Origin of the sequence: Microbacterium sp. NPDC090014 (assembly GCF_044748285.1) — a bacterium.
Taxonomy (GTDB): domain Bacteria; phylum Actinomycetota; class Actinomycetes; order Actinomycetales; family Microbacteriaceae; genus Microbacterium.
Genome location: NZ_JBIVFS010000001.1, coordinates 2,641,260 through 2,660,264 on the forward strand (window position 1 = coordinate 2,641,260; position 19,005 = coordinate 2,660,264).

The following is a 19,005-nucleotide window of genomic DNA, read 5'->3' on the forward strand; positions in this document are numbered from 1 at the left end:
CACACAGTGCCGCATACATCGCTCGAGGAGAACCTTCATGTCCGCTATTCCCGACAAGCCCGCACTCGAAGGTCTCGAAGCGAAGTGGGGTGAGACCTGGTCCGAGCGGGGCACGTACCTGTTCGACCGCATCCGCGCCGCGGAGTCCGGCCGCGAGGGCGTCTACTCGATCGACACTCCCCCGCCGACCGCATCCGGAAGCCTGCACATCGGGCACGTCTTCTCGTACACGCACACCGATGTCAAGGCGCGCTTCGAGCGCATGCGCGGCAAGAACGTGTTCTACCCGATGGGGTGGGACGACAATGGACTGCCCACCGAGCGCCGCGTGCAGAACTACTACGGCGTGCGGTGCGACCCGACGCTCCCCTACCAGAGCGACTTCACCCCGCCGTTCGAAGGCGGCGACAACAAGTCCAGCCGCGCTGCCGACCAGGTGCCCATCAGCCGCCGCAACTTCATCGAGCTCTGCGAACGTCTGACGATCGAGGACGAGAAGCAGTTCGAGGCGCTGTTCCGCCAGCTCGGCCTCTCGGTCGACTGGACGCAGACCTACCGCACCATCTCCGACGACACGATCCGTCAGAGCCAGCTCGCATTCCTGCGCAACCTCGAGCGCGGCGAGGCCTATCAGTCGCTCGCTCCGACGCTGTGGGACATCGACTTCCGCTCGGCGATCGCCCAGGCCGAACTCGAGGATCGCGACCAGCAGGCCGCGTACCACACCATCGACTTCCCGTTCGCCGACGGATCCGGCTCGATCACGATCGAGACCACCCGCCCCGAGCTGCTTCCCGCGTGCATCGCGATCGTGACCCACCCCGAGGGCCCGCACAAGCACCTGATCGGCACGAAGGTGCGCACGCCCTTCTTCGGCGCCGAGATCGAGATCCACGGCCACCACCTCGCACAGCCCGACAAGGGCACCGGCGCCGCGATGGTCTGCACCTTCGGCGATGTGACCGACATCATCTGGTGGCGCGAGCTGCGCACGGCGGCGGGCGACCACCTCCCGAACATGACCACGATCGGCCTCGACGGACGTTTCCTCCCGACGGCGCCGTCGATCGTCGCCGACGCCGACGCGATCGACTGGTACACCGCCGAGCTCGCGGGCAAGACGGTGTTCTCCGCGCGCAAGGCCATCGTCGAGAAGCTGCAGGAGACCGGAGACATGACGGCCGTCGGCAAGCCGTTCAACCACGCCGTGAAGTTCTTCGAGAAGGGTGACCGCCCTCTCGAGATCGTCTCGACCCGCCAGTGGTACATCCGCAACGGCGCACGCGACGCGAACCTGCGCGACGAGCTGCTCGAGCGCGGCACGCAGCTGGCGTGGCACCCGGACTTCATGCGGGTTCGCTACGAGAACTGGGTCGGAGGTCTGACCGGAGACTGGCTCGTGTCGCGTCAGCGCTTCTTCGGCGTGCCGATCCCGCTCTGGTACGGCCTCGACGAGAACGGCGAGCGCGACTACGACCGCGTGATCGCTCCCGATCACGCCAGTCTCCCCATCGACCCGACGACCGACGTGCCGGAGGGATACACCGAGGATCAGCGCGGCGTGGCCGGTGGTTTCGAGGCCGAGGCCGACATCCTCGACACCTGGGCCACCTCGTCGCTCACTCCGCAGCTCGCCGGTGGATGGCAGCGCGACGAGGAGCTGTGGCAGCTCACGGCACCGTTCGACCTGCGCCCGCAGGGACAGGACATCATCCGCACCTGGCTCTTCTCGACCATGTTGCGCTCGACCCTCGAAGACGGGCGCTCGCCGTGGCGCAACGCCGCGATCTCGGGCTTCATCGTCGACCCCGACCGCAAGAAGATGTCGAAGTCGAAGGGCAACGTCGTCACGCCGGCGGACATCCTCGAGACCCACGGATCGGATGCCGTGCGCTACTGGGCCGCCTCCAGCCGCCTGGGAATGGATGCCGCCTTCGACCCGCAGAACCCGACGCAGGTCAAGATCGGCCGCCGACTGTCGATCAAGGTGCTCAACGCGGCGAAGTTCGTGCTGTCGTTCCCGGTGCCCGAAGGCGCCAAGGTGACGCACGCCCTCGACGCCTCGATGCTGACAGGCCTCGACGCCGTGATCGCCGAGGCGACCAAGGCGTTCGAGAACTACGACCAGGCCAAGGCGCTGGAGGTCACCGAGGCGTTCTTCTGGACGTTCTGCGACGACTACCTCGAGCTCGTCAAGGAGCGCGCCTACAACCAGAACGACGTGGGCCAGGCCTCCGCGGCACTCGCACTGCGCCTGGCGCTGTCCACGCTGCTGCGCCTTCTCGCGCCGATCCTCTCGTTCGCGACCGAAGAGGTGTGGTCGTGGTTCGAAGAAGGCTCGGTCCACACCGCCGCGTGGCCGGAACCTCTCGGCATCGACGGTGACACGGCGGTGCTGTCGGCCGCGAGTGAGGCACTGATCGGCATCCGCCGCGCCAAGACCGAGGCGAAGGCATCGCAGAAGACTCCGGTATCTCGTGCCGCGATAGCGGCGCCCGCCGCCAAGCTCGACGCACTCCGCGCCGCAGCCGAAGATCTCAAGGCCGTCGGCCGCATCGCCGACCTCGAGTTCACCGAGGCCGACGAGTTCGCGGTCACCGCGATCGAGCTCGCTCCGGTCGAGGGGGCATGATGCAGCTGGGTACGCGGTGGGCCACCGGCTCGGAGCCGCCGGCATCCGTTCCCGCCGCGCTCCGGCCGGCGATCGCCGAGGTCGAATCCCGCGGCCTCACCGGACACTGGACGCTCACATGGCTCGAGGGCCGTGCGATCGCCGAGCTCGATGCGGGCTGGGAGGTCGTGCAGACCGGGGCCGGCGACGTGATCGCCCGCCCGTTCGAGGACTGACGAACTCTGATCAGAAAGCCCCCTGTCCGGAACTCCAGACAGGGGGCTTCGCTGCGTGTGGCGATGTCATCGACGCGGCAGGCCGAGCTGCGCGAGCATGTGGTCGACGGCGTGGGGATCCTGGCGTCTGGTCTGCTGCTCGCGCAGGAGATCCAGCGCGAGCGTCCGCCTCTCGGCCCGACGTTCGATGCGATGTTCCACGAAGGCCGTGAGCAGCCCGGCGAGGCCGAGCAGCCTGCGCTCAGTGCGCGTCGGGGCGACGAGTCGGATGGTCGCGCTGGTCATGATTCCTCCGTCTTCGAGTCGGCGGCATCCGCGAGCACAGCACCGGAGGCCGGCAGGTCGAAGAGCTCGGTGCGCAGCGACACCCGGCGCACATCCGGCCCGGTCTGGCCGCGGAATCGCTCGACCGCGCTGTCGACCACCGCCATGAGCTCATCCTTGAGACCCGCCATCTGCGAGGGGGTCATCTCGAGCAGAGTCGTGGCGATCAACCCGGTGTCCTTCCAGCCCTCGGGCACGTCCGTGTCCGGCCGATTCACGTAGGACATCAGGGTCTCGTGGCGAAGTCGGAAGAACTCGGACGAGACGATCTGCGCCGCGGCTCGATTCGCCGGTGACATGCTCTGACTGGGACCGGGGATGTCGATGCGTCCTTCGGGAAGCTCCCACCAGCGCTCTCGGGCCGTGCCGCGGCCCTCGACCTCGTGGATGAGGTCGTGCGCCGAGAGCGTTCGCAGGTGATAGCTGGTCGACCCGGATGTCTCACCCAGCATCGAGGCGAGCGAACTCGCCGTCTGCGGCCCGTGAGTGCTGAGCAGGTCGAAGATCCTCACACGCAGCGGGTGAGCGAGGGCTTTGAGCGCCCCCGCGTCGAGGCGTCGCAACTGCAGTTCGTCTTCCATACCGTCGACGATACTGTTGCAAAGACTTCTTTGCAAGCTAATCTTTGCAAATTAACCTTTGCAGGCGTCTGCGTCATACGGCCAGAGCCCGTGCCGTCACGGACGCCGCCGCCGGGAAGCGAGTCCCTGTAGCGGGTGATGGCTAGGCTCAGAGGATGACCGACGTCGCGAATCCCCTGCTTCAGCCGTCCACGCTCCCCTACGGTCTTCCCGACTTCGCTGCCATCAGGCCCGAGCACTACCTGCCGGCATTCCACGCCGCGTTCGACGAGCACCTCCGAGAGATCGCCCGGATCACGATGGTGCGCTCGATGCCCACCTTCGAGAACACGATCGAGGCGCTGGAGCGCTCAGGAGAGCTGCTCGACCGCGTCGCGCACGCGTTCTACACCGTGACCTCGGCCGATGCGACGCCGGAGATCCAGGAGATCGACGAACAGCTCGCTCCTCTCATGGCGGCCCATCAGGATGCCATCACTCTCGACGCTGCGCTGTACTGGCGCGTCCAGCAGGTGCACTCGCACCTCGACGATCTCGAGCTCGATGATGAGCAGCGGTACCTCGTCGAACGGCACCACCGCGAGATGACCCACGCGGGCGCGGCCCTCGGCGACGAGGCGAAGAGCAGACTCACCGCCCTGAACCAGCAGCTGTCGACGCTGAACAACACCTTCGAGCGCAACCTCCTCAACGACACGAACGACCTCGCGGTGGTGTTCGACTCGCCCGAGGAGCTCGCGGGCCTCAGCAGCGGTGAGCTCTCCGCAGCGGCTCGCTCGGCGGCGGATCGCGGCCTCGACGGACGCTTCGTCATCTCCCTCCCGCTGTTCACCGGGCATCCGTACCTGGCGCAGCTCCGCGATCGCGAGTCGCGTCGCCGCATCCTGGCGGCCTCGCAGTCGCGCGCGTCGCGTAACAACGGGAACGACAATCGTCCCGTGCTCGCCGAGATCGTGCGCCTCCGCGCCGAGCGCGCGGCACTGCTCGGCTATGCCTCGCACGCCGCGTACGTGACGGCAGACGAGACGGCCGGCACGCCGGACGCGGTCGAGCGGATGCTGCGCGATCTCGCGGCGCCATCTGCACGCAACGCACGAGCCGAGAAGGAAGCCCTGCAGGCGATCGTCGACGAGACCGAGGCGACGCCCTTCGCGGTCGAGGCGCACGACTGGGCTTTCTACACGGAGAAGGTACGGACCGCCCGATACGCGATCGACACGAGCGCGCTCCGTCCGTGGTTCGAGGCCGAGCGGGTCCTGAAGGACGGCGTGTTCTTCGCTGCGACGAAGCTCTACGGGGTGACGTTCGCAGAGCGCCGGGACCTCCGGGCCTACCACCCGGGTGCGCGTGTGTTCGAGGTGAGGGACGCGGACGGGAGCGCGGTCGGACTGTACGTGCTCGATCTCTATACCCGCGACTCGAAGCGCGGTGGCGCCTGGATGAATCCGATCGTGAGCCAGTCGCGCCTGCGCGGGACGCTGCCCGTGGTGGTCAACAACCTCAACGTGGCGCTCCCCGGAGAGGGAGAGCCCACGCTGCTCACCCTCGACGAGGTCACGACGCTCTTCCACGAGTTCGGCCACGCTCTGCATGGCCTTTTCGCCGTCGTCACCTACCCGCACTTCGCCGGAACGAACGTCTTCCGCGACTTCGTGGAGTTCCCGAGTCAGGTGAACGAAATGTGGATCCTGTGGCCCGAGGTCCTCGACAACTATGCCCGGCATCATGAGACGGGAGAGCCGCTCGACCCCGCGATCGTCGAACGACTGCGCGCGACGGAGACGTTCAACCAGGGCCATGACACGAGCGAATACCTCGCAGCCGCCTGGCTTGACCAGGCATGGCATCGCGTGAGCACGCAGACGGAGATCCTCGACGTGGCCGACTTCGAGGCCGCCGCCCTCGCCGACATCGGACTCGACGATCCTGCCGTGCCGACCCGCTACTCGTCGACCTATTTCGCACACGTCTTCTCGGGCGGATACAGCGCCGGCTACTACTCCTACATCTGGAGTGAGGTTCTCGACGCGGACACCGTCGAGTGGTTCCGCGAGAACGGCGGACTCACCCGTGAGAACGGCGACCGGTTCCGCTTCCGTCTCCTCGGCGTCGGAGGGTCCAAGGATCCGCTCGACGCCTACCGCGATTTCCGCGGGCGCGATGCAGAGATCGCACCGCTCCTGAAGCGGCGCGGACTCGAGGCGTGATCAGGTCGCACGCCACGTGACCTCAGCGGTCGAGCAGCTCCATCGCCTTGTACCAGGTGAGCTGGTGGTAGCTCTGCGCGAGGTGATCGCCGAGGCCGTCGAGAGACACGACGTGCACGGCGATCGCCTCGCTCTCATCGAGCGACTGCTCGGTGACTCGCACGCAGCCCCGCGCGAGGAAGTGATGCACCCGGTTGGTGTGGCTGCCGAAGTTGGCCCAGGTGGGACCGAGGTCGATCATCTCGTCGGGCTCGTACCCGGTCTCCTCGCGCAGCTCGCGGATCGCGGCCACTTCCGGTGACTCGCCGGCCTCCACACCGCCACCGATCGTCCCGACCGCGACGATTCCTGCACCATGGCGATACTCGTCGACGACGATCGCGTGGCCATCCCGATCGACGGCGAGCACCGAGATCCAGTCGCCGTATTCGAGCACGTAGTACGGAGCGATCGAGTGTCCTCGCTCGTCGACGCAGTCATCCGCGCGCACGCGGATCCAGGGGTCTGCATGCACCAGCTCGCTGTCGACCACCCGCCAGGGCGAGGGAGCGGAACTCACGCGCTCTTGCGCTTGCGCTCCATCACGATCGTCGGCGGAGCGCCCTCGTCGACGGCCGCCTGGGTGACGATGACCTTCGCGACGTCTTCGGCCGAGGGGATCTCGAACATGATCGGACCGAGCACGTCTTCGAGGATGGCCCGCAGTCCGCGAGCGCCGGTCTTGCGCTCGACGGCGAGGTCGGCGATCGAACGGAGCGCGCCCTCTTCGAATTCGAGCTGAACGCCGTCGAGTTCGAACATGCGCTGGTACTGCTTGACGAGTGCGTTGCGCGGACCCGTGAGGATGTCGATGAGCGCATCCTGGTCGAGCGGAGACACCGATGTCACGACCGGAAGACGACCGATGAACTCGGGGATCAGACCGAACTTGTGCAGGTCCTCCGGAAGCACCTCGCTGAACAGGTCGAGGTCCTTGCCCTTGTCGTGCAGCGGAGCACCGAAGCCGATTCCGTGCTTGCCGACGCGTGCCGACACGATGTCCTCGAGGCCCGCGAACGCGCCCGCGACGATGAACAGCACGTTGGACGTGTCGATCTGGAGGAACTCCTGGTGCGGGTGCTTGCGCCCACCCTGCGGGGGCACCGATGCGACCGTTCCCTCGATGATCTTCAGCAGGGCCTGCTGGACGCCCTCACCTGAGACATCGCGGGTGATCGAGGGGTTCTCCGCCTTGCGGGCGATCTTGTCGACCTCGTCGATGTAGATGATGCCCTGCTCTGCGCGCTTGACGTCGTAGTCCGCCGCCTGGATGAGCTTGAGCAGGATGTTCTCGACATCCTCGCCGACGTAGCCGGCCTCGGTGAGCGCCGTGGCGTCCGCGACAGCGAACGGCACGTTGAGCTTCTTCGCGAGGGTCTGGGCGAGGTAGGTCTTGCCGCATCCGGTCGGCCCGATGAGCAGGATGTTGCTCTTCGCGATCTCGACGCTCTCGGCCTTCTGCTCGGCCGTCTGGAGGGTGCCGTGCGCGCGGATCCGCTTGTAGTGGTTGTACACCGCGACGGCCAGTGCCTTCTTGGCTGGCTCCTGTCCGACGACGTACTCCTCGAGGAAAGAGAAGATCTCGCGCGGCTTGGGGAGTTCGAAGTCCGCCGTGCCGTCGGCGGAGGACTCGGCCATCCGCTCCTCGATGATCTCGTTGCACAGCTCGACGCACTCGTCGCAGATGTACACACCGGGTCCTGCGATGAGCTGCTGCACCTGCTTCTGGCTCTTTCCGCAGAATGAGCACTTGAACAGGTCAGCGCTTTCGCCGATACGGGCCATGCGCGTCCTCCTAGGGGGGATCCTGAGATCGTCTACTGAGCCTAACCGCTGCATCCGACACCGGGACGCATTGGCGCGGCGTCGTACATCTCGAGTCCGTATCGCCCGTCCGCGTCTGCTCCGCCCAGACTTCGCGCAGAGCATCGGAGGGCACGTTATCTGCGCCAGGCGAAATAGCCCGTCACCGAAGGCGAAGGGATATCAGTGCGACCCTGTGCGATGTAGTGCGTCTCGACGGCAAGGACCTGGCCACTGTCCGTGGCGACGCGGGTCCTCCCGGAACCGAATGCCGTGGGCCAGCATGCGCGCGTGCTGCTGCTCGAAATCATCGGTCTCGAGAGAGAACGCGACGTCGCCAGCGGCTTGGCGGCCAGCTCGCAGGGGTTCCCGCACCATGCCGTCATCGCACGATCAGGAGTTGCCGGGTCTCTGATCGGCAGTGCCGGTCCACTCGAACGATGCCGAATGCTGAGAGCCCCGTAGCTGATGCTGCGGGGCTCTCGTGCGCGCGGGGGGCGGATTCCGCCGACGCTAGACCAGGCTCTTGGTGTGCCAGACGGTCTACGTGTTTCCAGGCTCGGTCAGGTCACCCGTGGCCATGCAGAGCTGCATCGCCGGAAGCACGACGTCGACGATCAGGTCAGCGATCTCGACCGCGAGCTCTCGGCACCCCCTCCCGCTCGCATCGAGCGACCACCAACGGTCCTGGCCGTCGATGAGTTGCCCTGCTCGCACCTCCCCAGAACTCTCCTATGCGCCCGTATCCGACGTTCGGCGACGGCTTCGCCGGATAGTGTCGCTCCGCGCGCACCTGGTTCCAGAAGGCTTTCGGGATCACCTGCGCGTTGATCGTCAACCTCGACCGACTGCTCGTACTCGCAGTCGATGTCTGAATACCGACCTGAGCGAACCAGTCGGCATCGGGGAACACGAACGTCCGCTCCGTACCTCGAAATCCCGCCGCCCGCAGAATCGGCGCGACATCTTCTCGCAGCATCGAACGCAGCTGCTCTTGCGCAGTAACCATCGCTGAGGTCACGACTCAAATCAGACGAGGCTCTTGGTGTGCCAGACGGTCTTGACCTCGGTGAAGGCGCCGATGCGCTCCGGAGACGCGGTGACCGCGCCGGGAGTCAGCACGCGCTTGAGCGTCTCGGCGGCGGCGATCTGCATGTCGATCCACTCGAGATCGCCGGCACCGGCCAGATCGAGCGCATTGACGTCCTGGTGCGAGGCGAGCCAGGGCGCCATCTCGGCGGGAGACCCGGTGAGCACGTTGACGACGCCCCCGGGCACATCGCTCGTGGCGAGCACCTCAGCGAGGCTGATGGCCGACAGCGGGAACCGCTCGCTCGCGATCACGACGACCGTGTTGCCTGCGACGAGCGCAGGAGCCACGACCGAGACAAGACCGAGCAGCGCGGAGTCCTGCGGTGCGACGATCGCGACCACGCCGGTCGGCTCCGGCACCGAGATGTTGAAGTACGGACCCGAGACCGGGTTCGCGTTGCCCGCGACCTGCGCGTACTTGTCGCACCAGCCGGCGTACCAGACCCAGAGGTCGATCGCCTCGTCGACCTGCGCGGCGGCGGCGGACGTGGAGACGCCCTCCTGCGCGGCGATCTCGTCGATGAACTGCGCGCGGCGACCCTCGAGGACCTCGGCGACCCGGTACAGCACCTGCCCGCGGTTGTATGCGGTGGCGCCGGACCACCCCTTCACGGCGGCACGTGCGGCCACGACGGCATCCCGTGCGTCCTTGCGCGAGCCCTGGGCGGCGTTCGCGAGGAATGTCCCCTTCGCCGACAGCACCTCGTAGGTGCGGCCGGACTCGCTGCGCGGGAAGGCGCCGCCGATCGCCAGCTTGTAAGTCTTCGGAACGGTCAATCGCTTGCTCATGCGGAGGCCCCCTTCAGGTATGCGGTGAGACCCTGACGTCCGCCTTCACGGCCGTATCCGGACTCCTTGTAGCCGCCGAACGGACTCGACGGGTCGAATCGGTTGAACGTGTTCGCCCAGATGACACCGGCACGCAGACGGTCGGCGACCGCGAGGATGCGCGAGCCCTTGTCCGACCAGATGCCGGCGGAGAGGCCGTACGGCGTGTTGTTCGCCTTGGCGATCGCCTCGGCCGGCGTGCGGAACGTCAGCACCGACAGGACGGGCCCGAAGACCTCGTCGCGGGCGATGCGATGCGACGCCTCGACACCGGTGAAGATCGTCGGAGCGAACCAGAACCCCTTGTCGGGGATCGCGCAGTCCGCGGTCCAGCGCTCTGCGCCCTCGGCCTCGCCGATGTCGCTCAGCTCACGGATGCGGGCGAGCTGTGCCGCCGAGTTGATCGCGCCGATGTCGGTGTTCTTGTCGAGCGGGTCGCCGAGGCGCAGCGTCGACAGGCGGCTCTTCAGGCGATCGATGACCTCGTCATGGATCGACTCCTGCACGAGCAGTCGGCTTCCGGCGCAGCACACATGCCCCTGATTGAAGAAGATGCCGTTCACGATGCCCTCGACGGCCTGGTCGATCGGCGCGTCATCGAACACGATGTTGGCGGCCTTGCCGCCGAGCTCGAGCGTGACCTTCTTGTCGGTCCCCGCGACGGCCCGTGCGATGTCGCGGCCGACACCGGTCGAACCCGTGAAGGCGACCTTGTCGACGTCGGGGTGACGCACGAGCGTGGCCCCCGTGGAACCGGCACCCGTGATGATGTTGACGACACCGGCCGGCAGATCCGCCTGCTGCAGGATCTCTGCGAAGATCAGCGCCGTCAGCGGCGTGGTCTCCGCAGGCTTGAGCACCACGGTGTTGCCTGCCGCCAGAGCAGGAGCGAGCTTCCACGCGAGCATCAGCAGCGGGAAGTTCCAGGGGATGATCTGCCCGGCCACGCCGAGCGCACGCGGGTTGGCGCCGAGTCCGGCGTAGTCCAGCTTGTCAGCCCACCCCGCGTAGTAGAAGAACCAGGAGGCGACGAGAGGCACGTCGACATCGCGGCTCTCCTTGATCGGCTTCCCGTTGTCGAGGCTCTCGGCGACCGCGAGCTCGCGAGCCCGCTCCTGCACGAGACGTGCGATGCGGAAGAGGTACTTGCCGCGATCGCGGCCGCTCATCTTCGACCAGGTCTTCTCGTAGGCGCGACGCGCGGCGGCGACCGCCCGGTCGACGTCCGCGTCGCTCGCCGAGGCGATCTCGGCGATGTGGCTCTCGTCAGCCGGCGAGATCGTCGCGAAGCTCGAGCCCGATCCGTCGACGAACTCGCCGTCGATGAACAGTCCGTAGCTGTCCTTGAGGTTGAGTACTGCCTTCGACTCCGGTGCCGGAGCGTATTCCAGGAATGACATATGCGGGCTCCTAGTCGATCGTGACGTAGTCGGGGCCGGAGTAGTGGCCGGTGGTGAGCTTCTGGCGCTGCAGCAGCACGTCGTTCAGCAGGCTCGAGGCGCCGAAGCGGAACAGGTGCGGCTGGAGCCATTCCTCCCCCACGGTCTCGGCGACCGTCACGAGGTACTTCACCGCATCCTTCGACGCGCGGATCCCGCCGGCGGGCTTGACGCCGATGCGCTCTCCCGTACCCCGGTGCCAGTCGCGCACTGTCTCGAGCATGAGCAGCGTCGTCGGCAGCGTCGCCGCCGGCTGCACCTTCCCGGTGGAGGTCTTGATGAAGTCGCCCCCGGCGAGGATGCCGAGCCACGATGCGCGCTTGATGTTGTCGTAGGTGTTGAGCTCGCCGGTCTCGAGGATCACCTTGAGCGAGGCGTATGAACCGTCGGCACGACGGCATGCCTCTTTCACCTGGACGATCTGGTCGTATACGAGTCCGTATCGGCCCGAGAGGAACGCTCCTCGGTCGATGACCATGTCGATCTCGTCGGCGCCGGCCGCGACCGCTTCGGCGGTGTCGGCCAGCTTGATGGCCAGCGAAGAACGTCCGCTGGGGAACGCGGTGGCGACCGCGGCGACCGAGATGAGTCCGTCGTCCGGATCGCCGTGCAGAGCTCCCAGCGCCTCGACGGCGTCGCCGACCATGTCGCCGTACACGCAGACGGCGGCGACCCGGGGGGTCGTCGGGTCGGCGGCATCCGGATTCTTCGCCTTGGCGACCAACGAGCGCACCTTGCCCGGCGTGTCGGAGCCTTCGAGGGTGGTGAGGTCGATCAGCTTGATGATCGTGTCGAGTGCCCAGGCCTTCGACGTGGTCTTGATCGAACGCGTGCCGAGTGCGGCCGCGCGCTGCTCCAGGCCGACGGCGTCGACCCCCGGGAGTCCGTGCAGGAACCGGCGGAGCGTGGCGTCATCCGGCTCACCGCCGAGAACGTCCACCGCCGATCTGCGGCTGAGTTCTTGGGTCGTCATCGTTCCTCCAACAATGCTCGTGCTGTGGTCTCATCTGTCACCAGAACGCTGCACAGGCCGCTGGTCACGACTGTGCGCGCGATGTCATGCTTGGCGTCACCGGCGGTGACGAAGATCGAGCGCTTCGCGGCGCGCAGGCGCCCGAGGTCGACTCCGACCGTCCGGGCGTCGAGCTGCGGGTCGACGATGTTGCCGTCGGCGTCGATGTACCGCCCGAGGACGTCGCCTACGGCACCACGGCGCGCGAGCTCTTCGACATCGGATGCCGAGAGGTAGCCGTTCTCGACATGCGCGGAGGTCGCATCGCAGGGCCCCGCGGTGAACAGGAACGCCTGCGCTTCGGCCGCTTCGACGAGGACGGCCGCGACGGTGCGGTCGGCTTCGATCGCCTGCTTGGTCTCGACGCGTTCGAGGATCGCCGGGCTCGGCAGGAGGGACACGTGTCCGGATGCACGCTGGGCGATGGTGACGGCGAGGCCCGCGGCTCCGCCCGAACGGCGGTTGAGGCTCACTCCCCCGTTGAGCTGCACGACGGTGACGCCGGTCGCCCATCCTTCGGGCAGCGACTCTGCGACGGCGCGCAACGTACGCCCCCAGCTGACGCCGAGCGTGCGGGGCACCGGCCGCATCGCAGTGAGGTAGTCGGCCGCGGCCTGGGCGACCCGCTCGAGGGTCCCGTCATCGCCGTCCGGGGAGGGAACGACGACGGCAGCCGTGAGGCCATGGCGTTCGACGAGCTGGCGCTCGAGTCCGAGTCGGCGCGCACGCGGGTGCACGATCTCGATGCGGACGATGCCACGCTCTCTGGCCTGTGTGAGAAGGCGCCCCACCTTCCAGCGGGACAGCTTGAGGAGGGCGCCGATCTCGTCCTGCGTCTTGTCCTCGTCGTAGTACAGCTCGGCGACGCGGACCATGATCAGTTCTTCTTCCATGGCATCCTCCTTCCGTCTCCAGCATACGTCCGTGGCACCGTTCGCGCACCCCGATGCTCATATGAGCAATCACGCTTCCAGTGGTCGCACATTCGCCGGACACGACGAAAGGACGCCGACCCCGAAGGGCCGACGTCCTCTCACCATGGAGATGCGATCACATGCGCTTGCGCGAGGTGAGCACCTGGTCGACGATGCCGTAGTCCAGCGCCTCAGCGGCGGACAGGATCTTGTCGCGGTCGATGTCGCGGTTGACCTGCTCGACGGACTTGCCCGTGTGACGAGCCATGGTCTCCTCGAGCCAGGTGCGCATGCGCAGGATCTCGGCCGCCTGGATCTCGATGTCGGATGCCTGGCCGTGCCCCGCCTCGCCCATCGCCGGCTGGTGCATGAGCACACGGGCGTTGGGCAGAGCCAGGCGCTTGCCGGGGTGACCGCCTGCGAGCAGCACCGATGCGGCCGAAGCCGCCTGGCCGAGCACCACGGTCTGGATCTGCGGCGCGACGTACTGCATCGTGTCGTAGATCGCCGTCATCGCGGTGAACGAACCACCGGGCGAGTTGATGTACATGGTGATGTCACGCTCGGAGTCCTGGCTCTCGAGAACGAGCAGCTGCGCCATCACGTCGTCGGCCGACGCATCGTCGACCTGGACGCCGAGGAAGATCACTCGATCTTCGAACAGCTTGTTGTAGGGGTCCTGGCGCTTGAAGCCGTATGCCGTGCGCTCCTCGAACTGAGGAAGCACGTAGCGGCTGGAGGGCAGATCGCCGGCAGAGCGGAAGGTGGGTGCGTACATGAGAGTCCTTTCGCTTTCCGTTACTTGATGTCCTGGTCGGTTCCGCCGCCACCGATGACGTCGGTGGCCGAGTCGCGGATGTGATCGACGAAGCCGTACTCGAGCGCCTCGTCGGCGGTGAACCAGCGGTCGCGGTCACCGTCTTCGTTGATCTGCTCGACCGACTTGCCGGTCTGCGCCGCGGTGATCTCGGCGAGGCGGTTCTTCATCGAGGTGATCAGCTGCGCCTGCGTCTGGATGTCGCTCGACGTTCCGCCGAAGCCACCGTGCGGCTGGTGCAGCAGCACGCGGGCGTTGGGCGTGATGTAGCGCTTGCCCTTCGTGCCCGCGGTCAGCAGCAGCTGACCCATCGATGCGGCCATGCCGATGCCCACGGTGACAATGTCGTTCGGGACGAACTGCATCGTGTCGTAGATCGCCATGCCCGCGGTGATCGATCCACCGGGCGAGTTGATGTAGAGGTAGATGTCCTTCTCGGAGTCCTCTGCGGCGAGAAGGAGGATCTTCGCGCAGATCTCGTTCGCATTGTCGTCGCGCACCTCCGATCCCAGCCAGATGATGCGGTCTTTCAACAGTCGGTCGAAGACGCTCGTAGCGAGGAGGGGTTCTGCAGCCATGTCAGCTCCTGATTCCGTGTTTCAGTGATTCGAATCTACCGGCGACAACGCAGCGCTCAGGCCGTGTTCGCCGTCGGCATATCAGGCGTCGAGTTCCGCGATCTCGTGTGCGTACGCGGTCATCGAGCGGTGGTACCGCGGCAGGTGCGGCACGAGTGCGAGGAGAGCGACCGACAGGCCCCGCGCCGGGCGTCCGGAACTCGCCAGGATCAGCGCGTGGACCGTCGCCACGGCATCCCGGTAGGGGCCGTCCGCCGAGAGCTCCTCCTCCGAACGGATGACGGCGAGGGCATCGTCGTACTCGCCCAGATTGCGCAGTGAACTCGCCAGCTGGATCACGCACTGCGGGCGGTGCTCGTCGTCGAGACCCAGTGCGAGCGCACGCCGGTAGAGTTCGACTGCCTCGGCGGGGCGGCCGGCCGAATCACGTGCCCCGGCGCGCTCGAACTCCGCGCGGGCGTCATCGACGCCGCGCTCGGCGGCCAGCGCGTCGATCCGGGCGATCGTCTGGTCTCCGACCTCTTCGCCGGACGCGTCGTCCCACACCTCGTCGATGCGTTCGTCCCAGGTCTTCATGGTCTCCTCGTTCATCTGCTCTCCCCGCTGACGCGAAAGGGGCGGATGCCGCAGCATCCGCCCCTCATGAGATCGTGTCCGATCACTCCGCCTTGTCGGCAGCCTTCTTGGCCGGAGCCTTCTTGGCTGCGGGCTTCTTCGCGGCGGGCTTCTCAGCGGCCTCCGCGTCGTCGGCCTTCTTCGCGGGCGCCTTCTTCGCAGCGGGCTTCTTCGCTGCCGGCTTCTCAGCGGCGTCGGCGTCGTCGGCCTTCTTCGCGGCAGCCTTCTTCGCGGGAGCCTTCTTGGCCGGCTTCTCGTCGGCAGCCGTCTCGGACTCGGCCTCGTCGTCGGTCACGACGAAGTCGGACAGATCGACGGGCTTGCCGTTGGTGTCGACGACCTTGACCTTGCCCAGGGCGATCGCGAGGGCCTTGTTGCGGGCGACCTCTCCGACGAGCGCCGGAAGCTGGTTCGACGACTGCAGAGCCTCGACGAACTCCTGGGGAGCCATGCCGTACTGCGAGGCGGACTGGATGAGGTACTGCGAGAGCTCCTCCTGCGAGACCTGCACGTCAGCCTGCTCGGCGATCGTGTCGAGCAGAACCTGCGTGCGGAACTGCTTCTCGCTGGCCTCGGTGACCTCGGCGCGGTGCACGTCGTCCTCGAGGCGGTTCTCACCCTCGAGGTGGTTGTGCACCTCGTCCTCGATGAGCTTCGGCGGCACGGGGATGTCGATCTGCTCGAGCAGCGTCTCGACGAGCTTGTCGCGAGCCGCGGACCCCTGCGTGAAGACGCCCTGCTGCGAGACGCGCTCGGCGAGGCTCGCGCGGAGCTCGGCGATCGTGTCGAACTCGCTGGCGATCTGCGCGAAGTCGTCGTCGGCCTCGGGGAGCTCGCGCTCCTTGACCGCCTTGACGGTGACGGAGACCTCAGCCTCGGAGCCGGCGTGGTCGCCGCCCACGAGCGCAGAGCGGAACGTGGTGTCCTCACCGGCGGTGAGGGATTCGATCGCGTCGTCGATGCCCTCGAGCAGCTCGCCCGAGCCGACCTCGTAGGAGACGCCCTCGGCGCGGTCGATCTCCGCACCGTCGATCGTGGCGACCAGGTCGAGCTCGACGAAGTCGCCCTTCGCGGCGGGACGGTCGACGGGAACGAGCGTTCCGAAGCGCGCGCGCAGGTTCTCGAGCTCTGCGTCGAGCGCGGCGTCGTCGGCCTCGACGGCGTCGACCGTCAGGGTGATGCCGTCGAATGCCGGGACCTCGATCTCGGGACGCACGTCCACCTCGATGTCGACCAGGAGGTCGCCCGAGAAGTCCTTCTCGTTCGGCCACTGGGTGATGTCGGCGGCCGGACGTCCGACGACGCGGAGCTTGTGCTCGACGGTCGCGTCGCGGAAGAACTTGTCGAGGCCCTCGTTGACCGCGTGCTCGATGACCGCGCCACGACCGATGCGCTGGTCGATGATCGGAGCGGGGACCTTGCCCTTGCGGAAGCCGGGGATCTGGACGTCCTGAGCGATGTGCTCGTAGGCGTGCGCGATGCTGGGCTTGAGGTCGTCAGGGGTGACCGTGATGCTGAGCTTGACCCGGGTCGGGGTCAGCTTCTCGACGGTGCTGTTCGCCATTCTGGTGTGCTCTCCTTGTGATTTCCGCGCTGAATCGCGGCTGTCAGGCCGTTGAAGCCATGTCGGGGCGACAGGAGTTGAACCTGCGACCTCCCGCTCCCAAAGCGGGCGCTCTACCAAACTGAGCTACGCCCCGGGGAATCCGCATGCAGATTCAGCCCCACCGAGTCTAACGGACACGAGCACCTCCGTCAGTCCGCTATGATCGATGAGTCGGCACAGTCCTCCCGGATGCAGCTGACAACGGGGCTGTAGCTTAGTGGTAAAGCCTCTGTCTTCCAAACAGATGATGCGAGTTCGATTCTCGTCAGCCCCTCCACTCGAGAAAGGCCCCCGCGATGCGGGGGCCTTTCTCGTCCCCGGGGGTTCTCGCACCGGACGGCTCACTGATTAGAGTCATCATGAGCCGGTTCCCCACGGAGGTCCCCCCGCATGACTGCATCCGTCGACGTGGCCACCTCCCCCGCCGGAGGCCACGCACTCCCCCCGCACTTCGCCAGCACCGACGGCGCAGCACCGAATCGCCGAGGACGGCGCATCGGGTTCATGCTGGGCGCTGCGGGAGTCCTGGTCGCGGCGGCCGTCGGCGTGCTCCAGGTCACCGCCAACCTCGGATACGACGGGGCACGCGCCGAGTTCGACGCAGCAGCGGCCTCGGCTCGCGACAGCGCGACGACGGTCCAGCAGGAGCTCGACACGCTCACATCCGTCATCGATGTCGCTGATCTGCTGAAGACGGCCGATACCGGCGTGCTCACCGTGCCCTCCGCGAGGGACGCGCTCACGACGGCGTCGACGGATGCCGATGAAGCAGCCGGCCCGGCGAAGGAACTGCTCACCGAACCGCTGCCTTCGGCGGATTCCAAGCCGTCGGCGTTCTGGGAGCTCTTCGCAGCATCCGATCAGCTCGCCGTCGACGCCGGCGACCTGGACGACCTGGCTGCCGACCTCGACGCGGCGACACCTGCTATGACCGCCGCCAGTGCCGAAGTGACCGAGGCCGGCGTGGCCCTCCTGCGCTCGGCGGCCGACGCAGCCCCGGCTTTCGAGTCGGCACACCTCTCGGCCAAGAACGACGCCGTCATCGCCCTGCGCGATGCGGCGTCGCGAGTACCCGACACCATGCTCCTCGATGTGACGGCGGTCGAATCACTGGTGTCCATGCAGGACGCCGCAGGACAGGTCGTGGCGACCGAACAGGCCGAACTCGCCGAGAAGGCGGGACCCCTGCAGGGCGATCGCCTCGAGATCGAGGCGTTCGCCCGGTCGCTCGCACCCGGGGTGCTGCTCGAGTTCGACTGGAATCAGATCGTCAACAACGCCGGTTCCAACGGCAGCATGGGAGGCCTCACGACCTGGTGGTGGGACGATCCCGACCGCGCCGCCATCGAGCTGTCGAACTCGGTCGCCGAGCAGTGGCCGGCGGACCGGAGCAAGGCTCTCATCGCCCACGAGGTCGGCCACGCGATCAGCGTGAAGTGCGAGGACATGTACGACTCGTCGACGCAGGACAGCATCGAGAAGTGGGCCACGGCGTGGGCGATCAGCATGGGCTTCACCGACGATGCCAACGGCGTCTGGGCGTACGGCTACCCGCCTCAGTCCTACATCGACGCCGCGTACGGGTGCCGGTGAGCACGTCCGCCTGGTACGAGAGAAGCCGCCGCGATCGGATCGCGGCGGCTTCTGTCAGGAGATCAGATCGAGGTCACTGACCCCGACGCTCACGCAGCTGGGTGAGCGCATCTTCGAGAAGCTGGACGGCTTCTGCGTCGGTGCGACGCTCCTTCACATACGCGAGATGCGTCTTGTAGGGCTCCGGCTTCGCGAGGGCAGGCGGGTTGGCCTTGTCGCGACCCGCCGGAAGACCGGACTGCGGGTGGTCGATCGTCTCGGGGATCTCCTCTTCAGGGAGCCCCGCGGCGAAGTAGCGGACCGTCTCGTTGCCGAGACCGTCCCAGTACGAGACCGCGATGCGGTCGGCGTGGTAGCCGTGGTCCTGCTCGCCCATGGGGCCGGAACCCACTCGGGTCCCTCGGATCGCGTTGCCGCCGGTAGCCATCAGATCACCTCGAACTTCGTGATGAGACCGAGCGCCACGATCGACACGAACCACGCCAGAGCGAGGATGACCGTGAAGCGATTGAGATTGCGCTCAGCGAGACCCGACGAGCCGACAGCTGACGTCATGCCTCCACCGAACATGTCGGAGAGGCCGCCACCGCGACCCTTGTGGAGGAGGATGAGGAGAGTCAGCAGGACGCTGGTTATGCCCAGCACCACCTGCAGGACGAACTCGAGAATTTCCACGAGGAAGAGCCTTTCGCTGGGGCAGGATTGCCCCG

19 protein-coding genes, 2 tRNA genes and 1 pseudogene are annotated in these 19,005 nt (G+C 66.9%); 5 read left to right on the top strand and 17 right to left on the bottom strand.

Features of this window, described 5'->3' with window-relative positions:
• Positions 1-37 precede the first annotated feature (37 nt).
• Both valS and ACIPV5_RS12660 read left to right on the top strand, forming a co-directional pair.
• Entirely contained in the window at positions 38-2,632 is a 2,595-nt protein-coding gene (valS, locus tag ACIPV5_RS12655; protein ID WP_400341142.1) for a valine--tRNA ligase, read from the top strand.
• The gene (locus ACIPV5_RS12660) at positions 2,632-2,847 is read left to right on the top strand and encodes a hypothetical protein (protein WP_056279118.1); all 216 of its coding nucleotides are present in this window, start codon (positions 2,632-2,634) and stop codon (positions 2,845-2,847) included. The genes valS and ACIPV5_RS12660 overlap by 1 nt, the downstream gene beginning before the upstream one ends.
• 66 nt (positions 2,848-2,913) lie before the next feature.
• On the opposite strand, the gene ACIPV5_RS12665 is transcribed toward ACIPV5_RS12660, so the two are convergent.
• Positions 2,914-3,132, bottom strand: a complete 219-nt coding sequence (locus ACIPV5_RS12665; RefSeq protein ID WP_056278923.1) for a hypothetical protein — start codon at positions 3,130-3,132, stop codon at positions 2,914-2,916.
• Positions 3,129-3,752 carry a transcriptional regulator gene (locus ACIPV5_RS12670; protein ID WP_053096611.1) on the bottom strand — a complete coding sequence of 208 codons (624 nt, stop codon included), beginning with the start codon at positions 3,750-3,752 and terminating at the stop codon, positions 3,129-3,131. Before ACIPV5_RS12670 ends, ACIPV5_RS12665 begins: the two co-directional genes overlap by 4 nt.
• A gap of 155 nt (positions 3,753-3,907) precedes the next feature.
• Between ACIPV5_RS12670 and ACIPV5_RS12675 the strand changes: the two genes are divergently transcribed.
• Positions 3,908-5,959, top strand: a complete 2,052-nt coding sequence (locus ACIPV5_RS12675; protein ID WP_400341143.1) for a M3 family metallopeptidase — start codon at positions 3,908-3,910, stop codon at positions 5,957-5,959.
• Positions 5,960-5,981: 22 nt separating this feature from the next.
• Here the strand turns inward: ACIPV5_RS12675 and ACIPV5_RS12680 are convergent, their stop codons facing one another.
• The 13 genes and pseudogenes from ACIPV5_RS12680 to ACIPV5_RS12740 form a co-directional block, all read right to left on the bottom strand.
• Positions 5,982-6,518: an NUDIX hydrolase gene (locus tag ACIPV5_RS12680; protein ID WP_400341144.1), complete on the bottom strand. Its 537-nt coding sequence runs from the start codon at positions 6,516-6,518 to the stop codon at positions 5,982-5,984.
• Complete coding sequence (gene clpX / locus ACIPV5_RS12685; protein ID WP_053096617.1) at positions 6,515-7,783, bottom strand: ATP-dependent Clp protease ATP-binding subunit ClpX; 1,269 nt, start codon at positions 7,781-7,783, stop codon at positions 6,515-6,517. The genes ACIPV5_RS12680 and clpX overlap by 4 nt, the downstream gene beginning before the upstream one ends.
• Positions 7,784-8,344: 561 nt before the next feature.
• Positions 8,345-8,518 carry a hypothetical protein gene (locus tag ACIPV5_RS12690; RefSeq protein ID WP_400341280.1) on the bottom strand — a complete coding sequence of 58 codons (174 nt, stop codon included), beginning with the start codon at positions 8,516-8,518 and terminating at the stop codon, positions 8,345-8,347.
• A 67-nt stretch (positions 8,519-8,585) separates the two neighbouring features.
• A pseudogene (locus ACIPV5_RS12695) lies at positions 8,586-8,810 on the bottom strand (DUF4304 domain-containing protein); the annotation flags it as partial.
• A gap of 20 nt (positions 8,811-8,830) precedes the next feature.
• Complete coding sequence (locus ACIPV5_RS12700; protein ID WP_400341145.1) at positions 8,831-9,682, bottom strand: aldehyde dehydrogenase family protein; 852 nt, start codon at positions 9,680-9,682, stop codon at positions 8,831-8,833.
• Positions 9,679-11,121 (bottom strand): aldehyde dehydrogenase family protein, encoded by a 1,443-nt coding sequence (locus ACIPV5_RS12705; RefSeq protein WP_053096638.1) that lies wholly within the window; start codon positions 11,119-11,121, stop codon positions 9,679-9,681. Before ACIPV5_RS12705 ends, ACIPV5_RS12700 begins: the two co-directional genes overlap by 4 nt.
• Before the next feature lie 10 nt (positions 11,122-11,131).
• The gene (deoC, locus tag ACIPV5_RS12710; RefSeq protein WP_400341146.1) at positions 11,132-12,133 is read right to left on the bottom strand and encodes a deoxyribose-phosphate aldolase; all 1,002 of its coding nucleotides are present in this window, start codon (positions 12,131-12,133) and stop codon (positions 11,132-11,134) included.
• Positions 12,130-13,065, bottom strand: coding sequence for a sugar-binding transcriptional regulator (locus tag ACIPV5_RS12715; protein WP_056278928.1), 936 nt, complete (start codon positions 13,063-13,065; stop codon positions 12,130-12,132). The genes deoC and ACIPV5_RS12715 overlap by 4 nt, the downstream gene beginning before the upstream one ends.
• 157 nt (positions 13,066-13,222) lie before the next feature.
• The gene (locus ACIPV5_RS12720; RefSeq protein ID WP_042540774.1) at positions 13,223-13,864 is read right to left on the bottom strand and encodes an ATP-dependent Clp protease proteolytic subunit; all 642 of its coding nucleotides are present in this window, start codon (positions 13,862-13,864) and stop codon (positions 13,223-13,225) included.
• A 20-nt stretch (positions 13,865-13,884) separates the two neighbouring features.
• Positions 13,885-14,481 carry an ATP-dependent Clp protease proteolytic subunit gene (locus ACIPV5_RS12725; protein WP_053096644.1) on the bottom strand — a complete coding sequence of 199 codons (597 nt, stop codon included), beginning with the start codon at positions 14,479-14,481 and terminating at the stop codon, positions 13,885-13,887.
• An 81-nt stretch (positions 14,482-14,562) separates the two neighbouring features.
• Positions 14,563-15,072: a tetratricopeptide repeat protein gene (locus ACIPV5_RS12730; protein WP_400341147.1), complete on the bottom strand. Its 510-nt coding sequence runs from the start codon at positions 15,070-15,072 to the stop codon at positions 14,563-14,565.
• A gap of 67 nt (positions 15,073-15,139) precedes the next feature.
• Positions 15,140-16,660, bottom strand: a complete 1,521-nt coding sequence (tig, locus tag ACIPV5_RS12735) for a trigger factor (protein WP_400341148.1) — start codon at positions 16,658-16,660, stop codon at positions 15,140-15,142.
• Between the two features lie 62 nt (positions 16,661-16,722).
• A tRNA-Pro gene (locus tag ACIPV5_RS12740) sits at positions 16,723-16,796 on the bottom strand.
• Positions 16,797-16,905: 109 nt separating this feature from the next.
• On the opposite strand from ACIPV5_RS12740, the gene ACIPV5_RS12745 reads away from it, so the two are divergent.
• A tRNA-Gly gene (locus ACIPV5_RS12745) sits at positions 16,906-16,979 on the top strand.
• 113 nt (positions 16,980-17,092) lie between these two features.
• The gene (locus ACIPV5_RS12750; protein WP_400341149.1) at positions 17,093-18,295 is read left to right on the top strand and encodes a hypothetical protein; all 1,203 of its coding nucleotides are present in this window, start codon (positions 17,093-17,095) and stop codon (positions 18,293-18,295) included.
• 73 nt (positions 18,296-18,368) lie between these two features.
• Here ACIPV5_RS12750 and ACIPV5_RS12755 read toward each other — a convergent pair whose 3' ends face one another.
• Together ACIPV5_RS12755 and secG are read right to left on the bottom strand one after the other, a co-directional pair.
• The gene (locus ACIPV5_RS12755; protein WP_042540778.1) at positions 18,369-18,722 is read right to left on the bottom strand and encodes an RNA polymerase-binding protein RbpA; all 354 of its coding nucleotides are present in this window, start codon (positions 18,720-18,722) and stop codon (positions 18,369-18,371) included.
• A complete protein-coding gene (gene secG / locus ACIPV5_RS12760) occupies positions 18,722-18,970 on the bottom strand; it encodes a preprotein translocase subunit SecG (protein WP_053096652.1) in 249 nt (82 codons plus the stop codon). The genes ACIPV5_RS12755 and secG overlap by 1 nt, the downstream gene beginning before the upstream one ends.
• Positions 18,971-19,005 lie beyond the last annotated feature (35 nt).

Coding starts and splice junctions, on each gene's coding strand:
- valS (WP_400341142.1), top strand. CDS start 38: ATGTCCGCTATTCCCGACAAGCCCGCACTCGAAGGTCTCGAAGCGAAG.
- ACIPV5_RS12660 (WP_056279118.1), top strand. CDS start 2,632: ATGCAGCTGGGTACGCGGTGGGCCACCGGCTCGGAGCCGCCGGCATCC.
- ACIPV5_RS12665 (WP_056278923.1), bottom strand. CDS start 3,132: ATGACCAGCGCGACCATCCGACTCGTCGCCCCGACGCGCACTGAGCGC.
- ACIPV5_RS12670 (WP_053096611.1), bottom strand. CDS start 3,752: ATGGAAGACGAACTGCAGTTGCGACGCCTCGACGCGGGGGCGCTCAAA.
- ACIPV5_RS12675 (WP_400341143.1), top strand. CDS start 3,908: ATGACCGACGTCGCGAATCCCCTGCTTCAGCCGTCCACGCTCCCCTAC.
- clpX (WP_053096617.1), bottom strand. CDS start 7,783: ATGGCCCGTATCGGCGAAAGCGCTGACCTGTTCAAGTGCTCATTCTGC.
- ACIPV5_RS12700 (WP_400341145.1), bottom strand. CDS start 9,682: ATGAGCAAGCGATTGACCGTTCCGAAGACTTACAAGCTGGCGATCGGC.
- ACIPV5_RS12705 (WP_053096638.1), bottom strand. CDS start 11,121: ATGTCATTCCTGGAATACGCTCCGGCACCGGAGTCGAAGGCAGTACTC.
- deoC (WP_400341146.1), bottom strand. CDS start 12,133: ATGACGACCCAAGAACTCAGCCGCAGATCGGCGGTGGACGTTCTCGGC.
- ACIPV5_RS12715 (WP_056278928.1), bottom strand. CDS start 13,065: ATGGAAGAAGAACTGATCATGGTCCGCGTCGCCGAGCTGTACTACGAC.
- ACIPV5_RS12720 (WP_042540774.1), bottom strand. CDS start 13,864: ATGTACGCACCCACCTTCCGCTCTGCCGGCGATCTGCCCTCCAGCCGC.
- ACIPV5_RS12725 (WP_053096644.1), bottom strand. CDS start 14,481: ATGGCTGCAGAACCCCTCCTCGCTACGAGCGTCTTCGACCGACTGTTG.
- ACIPV5_RS12730 (WP_400341147.1), bottom strand. CDS start 15,072: ATGAACGAGGAGACCATGAAGACCTGGGACGAACGCATCGACGAGGTG.
- tig (WP_400341148.1), bottom strand. CDS start 16,660: ATGGCGAACAGCACCGTCGAGAAGCTGACCCCGACCCGGGTCAAGCTC.
- ACIPV5_RS12750 (WP_400341149.1), top strand. CDS start 17,093: ATGACTGCATCCGTCGACGTGGCCACCTCCCCCGCCGGAGGCCACGCA.
- ACIPV5_RS12755 (WP_042540778.1), bottom strand. CDS start 18,722: ATGGCTACCGGCGGCAACGCGATCCGAGGGACCCGAGTGGGTTCCGGC.